The organism is Mesobacillus maritimus (genome assembly GCF_044803185.1).
GTDB lineage: Bacteria > Bacillota > Bacilli > Bacillales > Cytobacillaceae > Mesobacillus_B > Mesobacillus_B maritimus_B.
Window position 1 is genome coordinate 3,484,193 of sequence record NZ_CP085225.1, and the last position, 16,556, is coordinate 3,500,748.

Here is a 16,556-nt window from a genome sequence, read left to right on the forward strand (position 1 = left end):
CCCCCATCATTATCAAAAATAGGAAATCTCGTCTGGTTTAATGATTCTTTAAAAACCGTATCGCTCCTCTAGTCTTATCAATATAATGAACCGTTTCTTCATATTGTTCGGTTGCCATGCTTAAAAACAAAATATCGATTATAAATAATTGTGCTAAACGAGACGAAGTGGCAGCGCTCCGGAAAGGGGCTTCCACTGAATAGGAAGTATACAAATTTATATCTGCTAAAGACGCCACAGAGCTTTGACCATATTTCGTCAAGCTAATCGTTTTTACCCCTTGTTCCTTAGCCAGTGCAATCATGTTGATAACTTCTGGTGTTTCCCCAGAGAACGAGATCGCAAACACAACATCGTCCTTTTCAGCATTCGCGACTAAAGTCGCCACCATATGAGTATCTGAAAAGGCAGTTGCCCCTTTATTGATACGAAGCAGCTTTTGCTGGGCATCGATTGCAATCACATGGGAAGCACCAATCCCAAACAAATGAATATTCTTTGCGGCTAAAAGGGCTTGAACAGCTTTTTCAAGTTCGTCATGATTAATGATTTCTGCTGAATCGCGCAAGCTCTGTATGCTATTGCTCAACGTCTTTTGAACGATGTCTGCTGATTTTTCCCCTCGTTCAATATCTCGATAGCCCTGTTCTTTCGTCTTTCCAAGATCTCCGACAATTCGAACCTTTAAATCTTGGAATCCTTTTACCCCGAGTGATTTGCACAGCCTGATGACAGCAGCTCCGCTTGATTGTGTTTTTGCTGCTAATTCGCTGACTGTACAATTCACCGCTTCATAAGGATATTCCAGAATATACTCGGCAATTTTTCGTTCTGAGGCTGGTAATTGCTCCAGCATATTTTTAATCATTTTCATTCCGCCTGTAACCACTGTTATACCACCTTTTAAGCAGGTTTTAGATTATGATTCGATCGCTGTACGGACATAACCTTGTGATTCTTCAAGAAGCTTAATTGCTTCTGCTTTGTCAAGATTCTTTTTAATCATAACGATGGCAACCTTTACTTGGAGATCAGCTGCCTCAAGTGCTTCTAAAGCCTGTTCATAGCTAACATCTGTTACCCTAACGATAATATTGACCGCTCGTTCTTTTAACTTTTCATTGCTGACATGAACGTCAATCATCAGATTTTCATAAGCTTTTCCTAATAAAATCATCGATGAAGTTGATATCATGTTTAGAATCATTTTGTGTGCGGTGGCTGCTTTCAGTCTAGTTGACCCTGTCAGAACTTCCGGCCCAACAATCACTTCAATCGCCGTGTCTGCTTCCTTGCTAATCCGTGCATTTTCGTTACAGGACAACGCAACCGTTTTCGCTTTCACGCTGCGGGCGTATTGGAGTGCACCTATGACATACGGCGTTCTCCCACTTGCGGCAATTCCAATCACTGTATCCTTCTCATTTAGGCCAAGCTTTTTTAAGTCCTCTTCGCCAGCTTCTGGTTTATCTTCTGCTCCTTCAACTGCTTTGACGAAGGCATTTTCTCCGCCTGCAATGATTCCTTGCACCATGTTTGGGTCGGTACTGAAAGTCGGTGGGCATTCAACGGCATCAAGGACACCTAAACGACCGCTGGTTCCAGCTCCCATGTAGATTAACCTTCCACCTTGTTTAAAGGACTCAAATGCATAGGTTACTGCAATTTCCACCTCTGGCAGAACGGTTTCCACTGCCTTTGCAATCTTTTGGTCTTCTTCATTCATGATTCGTAGTATATCCATTGGTTGTGCTGTATCAATTTGCATCGAACGTTCATTACGGGATTCTGTTGTCAACGCTTTCAAATCTGGCCCCATTCCCCATCCTCCTTGCTGTTATCATTGGTTTTTCTTTTATTTTAACCACCTTCATTATAACGCCCTTGAAATAATAATTCAACTTTATTTATAAATTAGTAAAATATTATTTCAAAACCTATTATACTATTAGAAAATTTAGGGTTTTAAACACAATCTGCGAAAACAGCTTTTCTATAAAAAATAGAAGGGAAAGAATGAGCTTATATCATGCTCATTCTTTCCCTTCTTGAAATAAACTACCCTTTTATGATGCTACTAATGGCTTTAGCGACACCCAACTCATCATTGGTAGCCGTCACCATATTCGCTTCTGCTTTTACATTTGAAGGGGCATTGCCCATCGCAATTCCTAAGCCGGCTAAACGCAGCATATCTATATCATTAAAGTTATCCCCAATCGCTGCCACTTCTGACATGTGTATCCCTAGAGAATCAATCAGCATGTTTAAACTTGTACCCTTTGTTGTCTTAGAAGGAGAAATTTCTAGATTCGAATAGTTCAAACTGCTACTTACTTCAAATTCATTCTTCATCCCTGAAAGATATCTTGTGAATTCTTGGAAATTATCCTCTTCTTTCCGGAAAGCCGCAAACTTCAAAATTGTCGGGGTATTCTTATCGGTATATTCCACTAGATCATCAATCTGTTGGACATTACAGTTACGTCGAAAACGTTCACAACTTTCCTTGTTTCCACCTGATAGACTTAATGCTGGAATATTGTTTTCAATCCAGTTTTCATTCCACCTATTCCTCTCGGGCACTAGCAATGTATTCCCTTCATATAAATGTCCATATACATTAAAAGTTGCACAAGCCTCAATAAAGGTTTGAATCCCTTTTTGTGAAAAAGCAGCTTGTGTAAGAACCTGTCCGTTTGCCTCCTGGATCACGGCTCCGTTGTAAGCAATGATTGGGTCATCGAGACGAAGCGTCTCTGAAACCCACTTGGTGGACAGCGGAGAACGGCCACTGCAGATGACTACTTTTCCTCCACGCTCCTTAAACTCATAGATTGCTTGAATGGTTTCTTGATCAATTTCTTTCCTACTATTAAAAACAGTTCCATCTAAATCAAGTGCTAGTAATTTGTATTCCATTTCTTCTCCTCCTATCTGCTACGAATCAAATTTTTCCTAATTGTTAAAATTTATAGCTACTATCTCAAACCTTTCTCGTGATTGCAATCAGTTCCTCTCTACAATCTTAACTGAAATTCCATTCTATCAATGTTTAAAATCATACTCATTGTGTTTATATACAATAATCATTGTTTAATATTTGTTATTTTTGTATAAAAGTCCATAGCGTTTCATCGTTTCTTTTTTTATACTTAAATTAATTTGACTTTAGGAGAGATGTTTCATGTTAACTAATGAATTGAAACAAAAACTAATCGAAATTGTTGGCGTGGAAAATTATGAAGATACTAAGGCTACTCGTTTAGTCTATTCCTATGATGCAACACCAAATTACCAAGCAATGCCAGATGCGGTCATTAGCCCACGAAATACAAAAGAAGTTTCTGAGATTGTAAAACTATGTAATCAACACCAGATTCCGATTGTTCCAAGAGGTTCTGGTTCAAATCTATGTGGAGGCACTTGCCCAATCGAAGGTGGATTAGTGCTTCTTTTTAGGCATATGAATCAACTTCTTGAAATCGATGAAGAAAATTTAACTGTAACTGTGCAGCCAGGTGTCATCACCCTTGACATGATCAAAGCTGTTGAGGAAAAAGGATTGTTTTATCCTCCGGATCCTTCCTCGATGAAGATATCGACTATTGGTGGAAATATCAATGAAAATTCAGGCGGATTACGAGGATTAAAATATGGAGTAACCCGTGATTACGTCATTGCACTTGAAATCGTTCTTGCTAACGGAGACATCATTCGCACCGGCGGAAAATTAGCCAAAGATGTAGCAGGTTATGATTTAACACGCTTGTTCGTTGGTTCGGAGGGAACTTTAGGGGTGATAACAGAAGCCAAACTAAAGTTAATTCCTATCCCTGAGACGAAGAAAGTCATGCTAGCACTCTATCAAGATATTGAAGCAGCAGCGAGGACGGTCTCCAAAATCATTGCTAATAAGATCATTCCGGCGACCATGGAGTTTCTTGACCAGCCAACCCTTAAAGTTGTTGAAGATTTTGCCCAAATCGGGTTGCCAACGAATGTAAAAGCGGTGCTGCTGATTGAACAAGATGGTGCACCTGAAGTAGTCGAAAACGATATTGAAAGAATAGCCGACATCTGTACTGCAGAAAATGCGGTGTCGGTCCAAGTTGCAAAATCACCAGAAGAGGCAGAGGCCTTAACAACGGCAAGACGTTCTGCCCTTTCCGCTTTGGCAAGGTTAAAACCAACAACCATTCTAGAGGACGCAACCGTTCCCCGTTCTGAAATTGCCAATATGGTGAATGGAATCAATAAAATTGCCGAAAAGTATCAACTTGATATTTGTACCTTTGGTCACGCTGGTGACGGAAACCTTCATCCTACCTGCCCAACTGATGCACGAAATCATGAGGAAATGGAACGAGTGGAAGAAGCATTTGCTGAAATTTTTGCGCTGGCAATTGAACTTGGTGGGACGATTACGGGAGAACATGGAGTCGGTGTGATGAAGGCGCCCTATCTTGAATGGAAACTTGGTCGAGAAGGGATCGCCGCCATGCAGGCCATCAAATCTTCCCTGGACCCAACAAATATTATGAATCCTGGCAAAATGTTTGCGAAGGAAAGCAGAAAAAGAGTGGTGGTAGCAAGATGACAACAGTAAAAGAACAACAAATCATTCAAGCACAATTTCAAGAACGAATGAATCAGGATGAGCTATTAAATTGTATGCGCTGCGGCTTCTGTCTTCCAACATGTCCTACGTATATTGAATCAGGCTTTAAAGAAACTCATTCACCAAGGGGCCGAATTGCCTTAATGAAAGCGGTCGTCGACGGTCTCATTGAACCTGATGAGAATGTTGAGCGATCTCTTGAATTATGTCTTGGCTGCCGAGCATGTGAACCTGTTTGTCCTTCGGGTGTAAAATACGGTCACCTTCTTGAAGAGGCACGAGATATCATTCAACAAAATAAAAAACATTCGCTACCAGTAAAACTCGTCAGAAATGCCGTATTTAAAGGGCTCTTTCCTCATCAGGAAAGAATGAGAATGGCAACAGGACTTTTAGGCTTTTATCAGCGCTCGGGCTTACAAAGGGTTACAAGAAAGACTGGTTTCATGAAGTTATTCCCTGACAATCTAGCAACCATGGAAAAAGTTCTTCCTACGGTTGCAAGTATGAAAGAGATGAAAAATCGGCCAGAATATCTTCCTCCACATGGAGCCCAAACAAAGCGAGTCGCTTTTTTTAAAGGGTGCTTAATGGATACGATGTTTCTTGAGTCAAACAATAGTACAATGAAACTACTGCAGCTTGCTGGCTGTGAAATTGTAATTCCAAAGGACCAGACATGCTGCGGGGCTCTTCATGGACATAGTGGTGAAAAGGACTCGGCCAAGGACCTGGCCAAAAGAAATATCCAAGCTTTTGAAGAATTAGATGTAGACTATATCATTACGAATGCTGGTGGCTGTGGAGCCTTTCTGGTCGACTATGACCATCTTCTTGAGAAAGATGCAGACTGGAAAGAACGTGCGAAGGCTTTTACAGACAAGATCAAGGACATTTCCGAAGTTTTGTACGAATTGGATTTTCATAAAAAGCAGACATTAGAACTACCCTATCAAGTAGTGACCTACCAGGATTCCTGTCACCTGCGGAATGTAATGAAAACGGCCTCTGCTCCAAGAGCCTTGCTTCAATCCATAAAAGGAATGGAATATAAAGAAATGAAGGATGCAGATCGCTGCTGCGGGTCTGCTGGGATTTATAATATCGTTGAATCAGAAATGTCGATGCAAATCCTTGATTCTAAAATGGCACATACTAAGGCAACTCATGCAACTACAATCGTTACAGCTAACCCCGGGTGCTTACTACAGATGAAACTCGGCATTGAGCGCGAAGGATTAGCGGACAAAGTGAGAGCCATCCACATTGTCGACCTATTGCTCGAAGCAACCACAATGCCTAATTGAGCCGGGACAAGGGGACGGGACAAGGGGACAGGGACAGGGACAGGGACAGGCACCGTGTCCCCGTTGGCCACATAAATAAATGAGGTATAGCTTATGTTAACACCTGAACTCGCTGAGAAAATTATTACTGAAGTGAAGAAATTCCTAAACGAGGATATTATTGTCGTTAATACGAAAGGAATGATTATTGCAAGTACGGATGAAAACCGAATTGGTCACTTTCATGAAGGTGCAAAGATTGTTCTGCAAACCAAAGAAAAATTAATCATTACAAAAGATACTCAGAGACAGTTGCAAGGAGTAAAACAAGGAATCAACCTCCCTGTCTTCTTTCAACAGGGAGTAATTGGAGTCATTGGAATCACGGGGAATCCTGATAAGGTATCCCCTTTTGGAGAAATCATCCGTAAAATGACGGAACTATTAATAAGTGAAAGCCATTATGCGGAACAATCAGATTGGCATTTAAGAGCGCTTGAAGGCTTTGTTTTTGATTGGCTTCAAGAGAAGGAATGGGACTCAACTTTTCATGAGAGAGCCAAGCTGTTAAATATAAACCTTGAAATCCCAAGGCAAGTCATCATAGCCAAATTCAGCTTAAACGATGAGTATGTCCACAGAGATATTTGGAATCATTTGTATGCCTGGACCGGCAAACAGGAGCAAGATTTTATCATCCGATGGGGAATTGATCGGGTGATATTATTATTGGATACTTCCTCCCACTCTTTACAATCTGCTGCAAGAGCGAAGATCACTGAGTTTTTCGACTACCTTAGCTACCTACTGAGAATTCCAGTTTCAGCAGGAGTAGGAAAAGTCGTTTCTTCCTCAGCACTGGTTGAAACGTTTCGTCAAGCTGAAAGAGCTTTAAGAACGGCTGAAAAAGAGTCGAAGCTTGTCTTTGATGAAGATTTAACATTGGAAATGATTTTAGATGATTTATCAGCAGAAACTAAGTCAGAGTTTGTTACTAGAACAATCGGAAAGCTATTACCTGAGGAAGAACTAATCGAAACCTTAAAAGAATTATTTAAGCAAAACCACTCTTTGAAAAAAACAGCAGAAAGCCTACATATTCATGTAAACACCCTTCATTATCGAATGAAAAAAACTCAAGAAATAACGGGATTAAATCCATCTAATATACAGGAACTATTCATTCTTCATCTAGCCTTGATTTTTTTAGAAGAATAGGAAGCAAAGCGGGCTTTTCTCCCCCTTCCTTAACAGGTTTAAATATAGAACAGAACAGGCTGTCGCAACAAAAAGATCTGCTCCTAAACAGAACAGATCTTTTTACTTCCATGTAGCTAAAAAACATTTTTACTTTTTACCGCAATACTATCAAGCTGTTAAATTGGAGAGCAATTATTCTATCTTTCTTATTACTTTGTAAAAAGGTTTTCCTCATTCCGCTCATTCAATTGTTTCGCTAATGATAGAAAGAACGCTAAAGATTCCGGATTACTCATCGAATCAGGATTTATCGCTTTTTCAATTTCAAACCCGAGTAATAACTTACGGATTGGAACCTCCATTTTTTTACCATTAAGGGTTTTAGGAATTTCCTCTACCTCATATATTTCATCTGGCATAAATCGCGGCGATAGCGTTGTCCTAATTTGTTCTCTAATCTCAGCTTTTAATTGAACGTCCAATTGAGCTTCTGGTTTCAAAACGACAAATAATAATAACGTTGAATGTCGCCCTAATACCTCTAAGTCAATCACAAGACTTTCTTGAACTTCGTCTACCTTCTCAACGATTCGGTAAATGTCACTTGTTCCCATCCGTACACCCGAACGATTAATCGTTGAATCGGAGCGTCCATAAATAATTGAACTGCCATCCTCTTTAATTTTGATCCAATCTCCATGCTTCCACATACCAGGATATGTATCAAAATAACTATTAAAATACCTTTTATTGTCTGTATCCTTCCAAAAGTAAAGCGGCATCGAAGGCATAGGTTTGGTAATCACTAATTCCCCTACTTCATTCGTTAAGGATTTTCCGCTTTCATCAAAGGCCTGGGCGTCAACCCCTAACCATCTCCCTTGAATTTCACCAATCCTTACCGGTAAGGTTGGTACGCCACCTACAAAACCTGTACAAACATCTGTCCCACCACTGGATGAACCCAACCAAACATCTTTTTTCACGTTTTCATAAACCCAACGAAATCCATCTTCTGTCAACGGTGCTCCAGTTGAATTAATCGACCCGATTGTGGATAAGTCATATTTTTCGTTCGGCCGTACTTTCTGTTTCATCGAGTTAATCAAATATGGCGCACTTGTTCCAAAGTCTGTGATTTTAGCATCCTCCGCCAGCTCCCATAAAACCTCCATGGAGGGATAAGCAGGACTCCCATCATAGAGAACAACGGTTGCTCCTGTGATTAAGCTCCCCACAAGAGTATTCCACATCATCCATCCCGTAGTGGTAAATTGGAACGTAACAGATTCAGGCGTTAATCCTTTTTGGACCACCATCATTTTTATATATTCAACAGTGATTCCGCCATGACCATGGACGATGGGCTTTGGCATTCCTGTCGTACCTGATGAATAAACAATCCATAATGGGTGGTCAAAAGGTACACTTTCAAAAGATAGCTCGGTTTTTTCCTTTAAAAGCTCTGGCCAAGGAATACAGGTATCGAGTTTTACATCAAGGTGATCCTCTTCCACATATGGCACCAAAATCGTATGCTCGAGAGACGCCCCTAGTTCTTCTTGGAGTTCAGTGACAACGGAAGTTTTATCATAGGTTTTCCCATTATAATGGTAACCATCAACAGCAAATAACACTTTCGGTTCAATTTGCTTAAAGCGATCAACAACACTTTTTGTCCCAAAGTCCGGTGAACAGCTTGACCAAATCGCCCCAACGCTAGCTGTCGCAAGAAAAGCAATCATCGTCTCTGGTATATTCGGCATAAAAGAAGCTACTCGGTCTCCCGGCTTAATGCCAAGCTTTCTTAAAGAGTGAGCAACGGACGCCACACTTTCTCTAAGTTCCGTCCAAGATAACGTTCGCTCGCGAACCTTTTCAGAGCGGAAATATAACGCTATCTTATCTCCCTGCTCTTTTGCCAGTAGATTCTCAGCAAAGTTTAACCTTGCACCCTCAAACCATTTAGCACCTGGCATTTGTGAATCTGCCAGCACTTTATCATAGTTTCTGGTCGTCTTCACACCACCAAATTCCCAGATAGATTCCCAGAAGTCCTCTAGCTCTTCAACAGACCACTTCCACAAATCCTGGTAGCCTTCAAAACTCAAGCCTTTCGTTTCCTTTAACCAGTTCATGTATCGTGTTAAAGTTGTATTCTTAATAAATTCCTGTGATGGTTCCCACATCACTTCCCCTAAGTTTGCTTCCATTTCACGGCTCCCCCCTGTTAGATAAGATTGTATCTAGCAGCATTCGTCTGGTTGTCCCCTCTTCTAAAATCATACGAACCGAGAGAAGCTGTGTCAACAATTTGAATGAATTTTCTAAAAACTATACCAATATAAGAAGGACCTAGTTTGGTCCTTTTAAGAGCCTCATCCAATATAAAGGGATAAAATTATTTTTATATCCATAACTTTAGTCTCGCAAAGGATTGGGAAGATCAATAAAAGCATAATCCGTCACATCATCTGTTAAACGCATGAGTGTTAATGCCTTTGTTTGAATGGTCTCTCCAAATAAAGCAGCCCGATCACGTTCTACATTCATTTTAATTGTTTCATCTTTTTCTAGGTCGAGAAAGATCCCGCTACAAATCTCTTTTACCATATCCCAAAGAATTTGCTCATTCACCTGATATTCTTTTGCTAAGTGATACGTCAGTTCCCCGATATGACTTTGAAAGACAGTGTGAATGACCTTATTTTGCATGCCAATTTCATCCTCATTAATTGTAACCGACCCGGGAAAATAGGTGCCATAGAAGCCCTTTCTTTCTAAGCGTTTTTGATCAATCCTTACCCCGCCCAAGTCTCGAATGAGTACCTTCACTGGTTCCCACTCTTTTAGAACAATTAAGGTATTTTGTAAATGCCCCTCTAAACCAATCCCATACTTGGTCATCAATGGAATCACTCCCGAAAGGACGACCGTCATGTATTTTTTAAAGAAAAGAAAAAGATTCTCCTCCATTGAATTTAACCTATTTCGTAAATGAAATTGCTCAACCATTTCAAAAAGAAAAAAACGCTTTGTCACAGGAGAAAGGTTAAACAAAGCGCAAGCAACAACAGCATGCTCTCCTTCATCTAAAAATGACGTGGGAGTTTTCCGTATTAAATAAGATAAATTTTTATTTCTATCCTTAAAGTTATGTTCCGATGTTTGTGTTGATTGGAAACGCACTCCCAATTCTTCCCCGATGATGTGTAGTGTCTTATTAAAATAATCTTCCTTGCTCAAAATATCATTTACAATAAACGTTATTTCGGGACCATTATGTATAGAGTTGGGCGAAATGGTTCTGACAGCGCTTGTCATTTGAATATTAAGTGGCAATTTAATATGAAAGTTTTTCTCCACTGGTACAACGGTGCGAACAGATAAAGTTGGTTTCGTTGTGATTGCATAATCAACAACAAGAATCTGGCCCCTTGCTAATTCTGCAGAATAAAGGGTATCTAGAACGTTTTCCTTTTGCCATGGATGAATCGGGATGATAAAAAAGTCATTTATATCTTGTTTGTTTTTTATACAGCTTTGCTTGAGTTCATGTATAAGCTCAGGATATTCCCTTAACCAAAACTGCTGAATCTCTTCGCGCTTTATTTTAGGATTATGGTAAGCAATCTCTTTATGGATAGCAACAAAATGTACGTAATGAGTGGAATCAAATTCAGCTGAATAGTGCAAGATTTCTTCGATGGATAAGCCGATTTTGGACTTTGTGCAAGGATGAAGCAAATGTCCCGTCACGGATAATTGTTCGTAAAATAAAGACATATCGCATAATTCCTCATTTCTTGCAATTACCTCTGCCAATTCAAAAATCGAGTTTGATCCCGTTTTATCCATTACAGTCTGCAACTCTCTCATTCTCACATCTTGAAACAATAGTGATAAGGCTAAGTTTGCCACACTATTTGCAAGCTCCGCTTGAAATCCTCTAAAATTTGTATACGTCTTCGTCTGCTCTTCATTCACATCGTTCATGACCTCAAGTAAAAAGGAAGGATGAACAATTTCAGAAGGTAAATTCAACTCTATAAAGATAGGGTTACATTCTAGCTTAAATCTGTTATAACTATACCTGTCCGCAATCGGGATAATTAATTTTCCCCTGCTAAAAATAAATTCTAACTGCATGGAATAAGCAAGCTGAGCTTCAATGTATTCGTTCTCTAAGAAACCTTCGCGTAACAGTGCGTTAACCAATCTTTCCATAATCATAAACCGAGCTTTTGATACGCAATTTCCATACAGATCTAATAAATGAGGGAACTTTGACTCAAGAAAATCATATATTTTCATTTCTTCCTTCTCTAACTTAAGGTCTGACCGTAACATTTAATCCCTCCAACTATATAAAAATCAGAATATATTTGTATTCGTCAACATCATTCCTTCTCCTTCAAAGGTATGAAAAATAATCTTTCACCATACTTAATCGGTAAAATTCTTCGCCAAAGCACAGAGGTCAGTGCGAAATGCCTCGCCATCCTTTTAACCGTGAATTCCAAATAAAAAACTGCATCCGATTGAGGTCTTACCCACAACCGGATGCAGTCATCATTAGTTCGCGTTCGTTTATGCAATTTTACCTTTTAAAGTCGATTCTTTTCGCAACTCTTTATATTCCGCTGCTGCTGTGAAAACGACATCCGTAGAAGAGTTAAGAGCCGTCTCGAAAGAATCTTGTAAAACCCCAATGATAAAGCCTACGCCAACGATCTGCATAGCCACTTCATTTGGAATTCCAAATAAGCTAGATGCTAGAGGAATTAGTAATAGTGACCCCCCTGCAACTCCTGAAGCACCACATGCACTTACAGCAGCTAACACACTTAAGATGACAGCTGTAGGAATGTCCACTTGAATGCCTAAGGTATGAACGGCAGCAAGAGTCAAAACAGAAATCGTTACAGCCGCTCCAGCCATATTAATGGTTGCACCTAATGGAATCGACACCGAATAAGAATCTTTGTTTAAGCCTAGCTTTTCGCATAATCTCATATTTACAGGAATGTTTGCTGCTGAACTTCGTGTAAAGAAAGCTGTAATCCCGCTTTCTTTGATAGCTGTAAATACTAATGGATATGGATTTTGGCGTGCTGCTACATACACTAACACAGGATTAATTACCAAAGCCACAAACAACATACATCCAATTAAAACAGCGAGCAGTTTCCCGTAACCAAGCAATGATTCAAGACCATTTGTTGTGATTGACTCAATAACAAGTCCCATAATACCAAACGGTGCAAACTTGATGACCCAAGAAACCATTTTCGAAACCGCTTCTGAAACATTCAAAATAAGTGTTTTCGTTGTATCAGGGGCATTTCGTAACGCAAAACCTAGAACAAGCGCCCATGCTAAAATTCCGATGTAGTTTGCATTTGCAAGCGCATGAATAGGATTATCGACTACGTTTAACAATAACGTTTTTAGTACCTCTATCACACCACCTGGAGCAGTCAGACCTTCAGCACCTGTTGCAAGTGTTAGGTTCACAGGGAATAAAAAGCTTGCAATCACCGCTACAAGTCCCGCTAAAAATGTACCTGAAAGATAAAGCACAACAACTGTTTTCATATTGGTTTTATTTCCACTTTTATGCTGGACGATGGCCGCCATGACCAAGAAAAATACTAAAATTGGTGCAATGGCTTTTAACGCCCCTACAAACAAAGATCCTAATATCACAACAGGTTTTCCTATATCCGGAACCGCCACAGCTAGGATGATCCCAACAATTAAACCTATCAAGATTTGTTTAACTAGACTTAATTGATTCCACATTCTCCACAGACTTTTCATCTATACCCCTCCAAAGTTTTCTATATGTAATTGTCAGTAAAAGAACGATTAAAAAAAGATCGCTTTCCATATCTATTTTTTGCTCTCAGTTCCAAACTCACAGCTACAGTCCTTCCTAAAAAAACACTTGTCCTTGTGTAATAGATTATAAAGAGTATTTTCATATATTACAATACTATATTTAATATAATGAAATGTTCTAATAATCATAATAATAAAATAATTAAAGGGTCAAGGACACAATGATGAATCCTTATGGTTGAGCGTGAATCCTACAAGCATGGAACTCATTCAATTTTATTAGAAAAATAAAAGCGGTCAAGCTTATATATGCTAGACCGCCTTGTTTACAGATCCTTACTCGCCCTTGACCTCCATATAATAATGAGCAACGATTAACTCTTTAATCAACTCGTCCATACTGACTGTTTTACTCGTTTCTCTGTCATAATGATTTTTTATATCGCTTAACATTTCAAAAAGCCTATCATCTAATTCAATTGTTATTTTTTCCATTTTTCTACCCTCACCTTGTTTAATCATATGGGTAGTTTTTGGAAATCCAAATAAATTATACGAAAAGTTATTATTCATTTATCGGATTGGGATTATGTAAAGCCCTAAGTATCGATCCACTATAGGGAAAGCTTGCTTAAATAGGAAATAGCGCAGCGAGTAGATTTGAAACAACACTCTCCAAGTCTTAGTCCGCATGAACGAGCACCAAATGATGCTATCAAAAAAATAAGGAACGAGATGGTGATGTTTTCAATGTGCATTTAGCACATAGTGTAGGTAGCCGCAATATTAGATTGAGAACTAACACTTCGTATCTAAAAAGCAGATTGATATTAATCGGTACTATCGAATAAATGTATTTTATTGGAAAGATAAACCTCATATAATGAAAAGGATTTGAAGTAGTGATACTTGTCTTTTATTAGGAAAGTTTGTAACTAACTGCAAATAAAAAGGAGGGAATCAGATTGCAAAAAGGAAAGACATTGATCTTAACTTATGGTGCGATGTGCATTGTTTTAAATGTTGTCCTTGGTACAGCTGTTTCAGCACTCAAAATTCCGTTATTATTTCTTGATACGATCGGAACTGTGTTAATGGCCGTCTTATTCGGTCCATGGTGGGGAGCGTTAGTAGGCTTGTTAACGAATGTCATCTTAGGGATAACCGCATCCCCAACCGCCATCTTTTTTGGGGTTGTCAATATGGCTGTCGCAATTGTTGTAGGTTTGATGGCTAGAAAGTTCAATTTTACAAAATGGTATATCGCTGTCCTCACAGGATTAATATTATCGATTGTCGCTCCCCTTATTGGGACCCCGATTTCAATTGCCCTTACAGGTGGAATCGATGGAAGTGGCATGGATGTCATCGTTCTTTGGCTAAGAGCCACAGGTGAAAGTGTGTTTGCTTCCACCTTTATCTCAAGAATCACTGGGAATTTCGTCGATAAGATTGTTACTTGCCTTCTAGTCATTTTTATTGTATCGAAGATTCCCAGTTTCTTAAAACCGTATAAAGGAGGAGCAAGCAAAAATGCAGCGTAGTAGGAGGATTCTGCTTGTCTCCCATTGTATCCTTAATCAAAACACCGTCATAAAAGAAGAAGCACGAGCCTTCGGTGCCATTCCATCAGCAGTGGACTGGATCAAAAATGAAGGCTTTGGTGTCGTCCAACTGCCCTGCCCTGAATTTACGTTTTTAGGATTAGATCGTCCACCCATGACCTATGAGGAATACGACAATGAGGAATATCGTAAACACTGCAAAAAAATTCTAACGCCAATCATGGAACAACTGAAAGAATACCGTCGCTGTGGGTATGAGATTACTGGCGTACTTGGAATTCAAAGCAGTCCTTCATGCGACCAAACTAGAGGAGTGTTCATGGAGGAGCTACAAAAGCTTTTCCATGAACACCAAATTACACTTGAAAGACAATGGTATCTCCCAAATACGAAAGATCCTGTCTTTAACAGTAAAGTGGATTATAAAACGACTAAACAGGAATGAAACAAGGGAGTTTTATATACAACTCCTTGTACCTCCTTCATGGGTGTTTTTGCTTTTTAACCAATACTCTTTACAACACTTTAACTCCGTCTTCATCTTTGCTTAACGTACTCCATTTAAAATAAGGTTAAGATTAAATAATGAAATTTGGGAGGATATAGTATGTTTTTAAAAAAGCTAGCAAAGGAAGCACCACTTACCATTTCCTATATTCAAAATGGTTTTATGCAAACCTGTACGGGCCGGTTACTCAGCCTTGACTTAAAAATGCAGACACTTTCATTAAAGGATGAAAACCAACAGGTCTATTCTATCCATTTGTCGGGGATTAAAACGATTGATTGAATTTCGGACCATCGCACACTCGGAAGGTTAATCCTCACTTTCTTCCTGCCTCCCGAGTTCTCCAGATACTTCAAGGGTTAACCACATTGTGAATCTACCCCTATCCACAAATAAGATCATACCAAAATACAATTCCTAATAGTAAAATAATGAAGAGAGGTTGGAAAATAAACTAGGCCGGTTACTTGAACTTGAATTATAAAATAATGCCGAATGAGGAGTAACTTTATGAAGAAAAAAATAACCATTGTAGTGGCATTGGAAGTGTTTTTATAATACTACACGCAACACCATTCATGGCTTTAAGGACACATGTTTTTCTTCTGGGTTATCCACAATCGGCAATCATATCAGGAATCATTGAAGATGAATACCATAATGAAGTAGATAAAGAAAAATTTGCTGAGTTGAACGGTAAAGCTTACACCTTAACAAAACCACCAATCGAAAAAGCGACCCAAGGCGAGTTAAGAAACTATCTTGTAAGGAAATATTGGTTTTTATATTTTGCAGAATACTACGGTGACGTTTAAAAACATTTAACAGAGTTAATGACAATATGGCGATACACGCTATTTCCTTTAAGGATAAGGCCATATTAAAAGAATCAGCAAGTAAAATAGAACCTCCAATTATATGGAAGTTCTATTTTTTCTACTTGGAACATTGTTCCTCTTCTGTTTTGGCTCGTTGTAGTACATTCTGGATGAAAGCAGCTTTATTCTCAGTATAGGAACTTCTGTCAACAGAAAACTTCTTTGCCAAATCAACCTTTAATTGATGATATTCTTTTAAAGCATCAGGATGATTTTTCAAATAATCTCTAAATAGAATTTGATTGTTCCAGTGTTCGCCTTTAAACCGATAGAAATGCAAATGATGTGTCCCAGCTCTCCAATATCCCTTTCTAAAGAAGCGTCTTTCAGGAAATTCTTTATGATATACAAATTCATATCCGATTCGTTTTAAAGGCTCGATAAACTCGCTAACTCCCTCTAAATCATTTACTCCAATCGCAATATCGATAATAGGTTTAGCGCCTAATCCTTCTACAGAAGTACTCCCTATGTGTTCAATTGCTAAACACATGCCTGCGAGGATTTCCTTTAATTTCACTTTTTCTTCTTTAAATAGTTTTGGCCAATTTGAGTTGTAGTTTTCAATTGTTATTGCCTTCCCCATCACTCTCGACTCCTCAAATTTTCATCCCACTTTTTTCTTTACTCAGGTCAGACCCCCAAATCGCGGAA

At 39.1% G+C, this 16,556-nt stretch carries 15 protein-coding genes; 7 read left to right on the plus strand and 8 right to left on the minus strand.

Annotated elements, in window-relative coordinates; genetic code table 11:
* Positions 1–37 precede the first annotated feature (37 nt).
* From LG336_RS16800 to LG336_RS16810, 3 genes are all read right to left on the minus strand, one after another.
* A complete protein-coding gene (locus tag LG336_RS16800) occupies positions 38–889 on the minus strand; it encodes a MurR/RpiR family transcriptional regulator (RefSeq protein WP_404328632.1) in 852 nt (283 codons plus the stop codon).
* 30 nt (positions 890–919) lie between these two features.
* Positions 920–1,819, minus strand: a complete 900-nt coding sequence (murQ, locus tag LG336_RS16805) for an N-acetylmuramic acid 6-phosphate etherase (RefSeq protein ID WP_404328633.1) — start codon at positions 1,817–1,819, stop codon at positions 920–922.
* Between the two features lie 239 nt (positions 1,820–2,058).
* Entirely contained in the window at positions 2,059–2,922 is an 864-nt protein-coding gene (locus LG336_RS16810) for a Cof-type HAD-IIB family hydrolase (protein ID WP_404328634.1), read from the minus strand.
* 265 nt (positions 2,923–3,187) lie between these two features.
* On the opposite strand from LG336_RS16810, the gene glcD reads away from it, so the two are divergent.
* The 3 genes from glcD to LG336_RS16825 all read left to right on the plus strand — a co-directional run bounded on the left by glcD (position 3,188) and on the right by LG336_RS16825 (position 7,125).
* Positions 3,188–4,600, plus strand: a complete 1,413-nt coding sequence (glcD, locus tag LG336_RS16815; protein ID WP_404328636.1) for a glycolate oxidase subunit GlcD — start codon at positions 3,188–3,190, stop codon at positions 4,598–4,600.
* Positions 4,597–5,928 carry a (Fe-S)-binding protein gene (locus tag LG336_RS16820; protein WP_404328637.1) on the plus strand — a complete coding sequence of 444 codons (1,332 nt, stop codon included), beginning with the start codon at positions 4,597–4,599 and terminating at the stop codon, positions 5,926–5,928. The genes glcD and LG336_RS16820 overlap by 4 nt, the downstream gene beginning before the upstream one ends.
* A 93-nt stretch (positions 5,929–6,021) precedes the next feature.
* Positions 6,022–7,125, plus strand: coding sequence for a CdaR family transcriptional regulator (locus LG336_RS16825; protein WP_404328639.1), 1,104 nt, complete (start codon positions 6,022–6,024; stop codon positions 7,123–7,125).
* Positions 7,126–7,316: 191 nt separating this feature from the next.
* Here the strand turns inward: LG336_RS16825 and LG336_RS16830 are convergent, their stop codons facing one another.
* The 4 genes from LG336_RS16830 to LG336_RS16845 form a co-directional block, all read right to left on the minus strand.
* Positions 7,317–9,320 (minus strand): acetoacetate--CoA ligase, encoded by a 2,004-nt coding sequence (locus LG336_RS16830; protein ID WP_404328640.1) that lies wholly within the window; start codon positions 9,318–9,320, stop codon positions 7,317–7,319.
* A 208-nt stretch (positions 9,321–9,528) separates the two neighbouring features.
* Positions 9,529–11,457 (minus strand): IucA/IucC family protein, encoded by a 1,929-nt coding sequence (locus LG336_RS16835; RefSeq protein WP_404328641.1) that lies wholly within the window; start codon positions 11,455–11,457, stop codon positions 9,529–9,531.
* Positions 11,458–11,697: 240 nt separating this feature from the next.
* Entirely contained in the window at positions 11,698–12,930 is a 1,233-nt protein-coding gene (sstT, locus tag LG336_RS16840; protein WP_404328642.1) for a serine/threonine transporter SstT, read from the minus strand.
* 357 nt (positions 12,931–13,287) lie between these two features.
* Positions 13,288–13,446 carry a hypothetical protein gene (locus LG336_RS16845; protein WP_404328643.1) on the minus strand — a complete coding sequence of 53 codons (159 nt, stop codon included), beginning with the start codon at positions 13,444–13,446 and terminating at the stop codon, positions 13,288–13,290.
* A 470-nt stretch (positions 13,447–13,916) separates the two neighbouring features.
* Between LG336_RS16845 and LG336_RS16850 the strand changes: the two genes are divergently transcribed.
* The 4 genes from LG336_RS16850 to LG336_RS16865 all read left to right on the plus strand — a co-directional run bounded on the left by LG336_RS16850 (position 13,917) and on the right by LG336_RS16865 (position 15,839).
* Positions 13,917–14,495 (plus strand): CD3073 family putative ECF transporter S component, encoded by a 579-nt coding sequence (locus LG336_RS16850; protein ID WP_404328644.1) that lies wholly within the window; start codon positions 13,917–13,919, stop codon positions 14,493–14,495.
* A complete protein-coding gene (locus tag LG336_RS16855) occupies positions 14,485–14,961 on the plus strand; it encodes a CD3072 family TudS-related putative desulfidase (protein WP_404328645.1) in 477 nt (158 codons plus the stop codon). The genes LG336_RS16850 and LG336_RS16855 overlap by 11 nt, the downstream gene beginning before the upstream one ends.
* A gap of 162 nt (positions 14,962–15,123) precedes the next feature.
* A complete protein-coding gene (locus LG336_RS16860) occupies positions 15,124–15,306 on the plus strand; it encodes a YolD-like family protein (RefSeq protein WP_404328646.1) in 183 nt (60 codons plus the stop codon).
* A 296-nt stretch (positions 15,307–15,602) separates the two neighbouring features.
* Entirely contained in the window at positions 15,603–15,839 is a 237-nt protein-coding gene (locus tag LG336_RS16865; protein ID WP_404328647.1) for a hypothetical protein, read from the plus strand.
* Positions 15,840–15,960: 121 nt separating this feature from the next.
* On the opposite strand, the gene LG336_RS16870 is transcribed toward LG336_RS16865, so the two are convergent.
* A complete protein-coding gene (locus LG336_RS16870; RefSeq protein WP_404328648.1) occupies positions 15,961–16,488 on the minus strand; it encodes a GrpB family protein in 528 nt (175 codons plus the stop codon).
* Positions 16,489–16,556 lie beyond the last annotated feature (68 nt).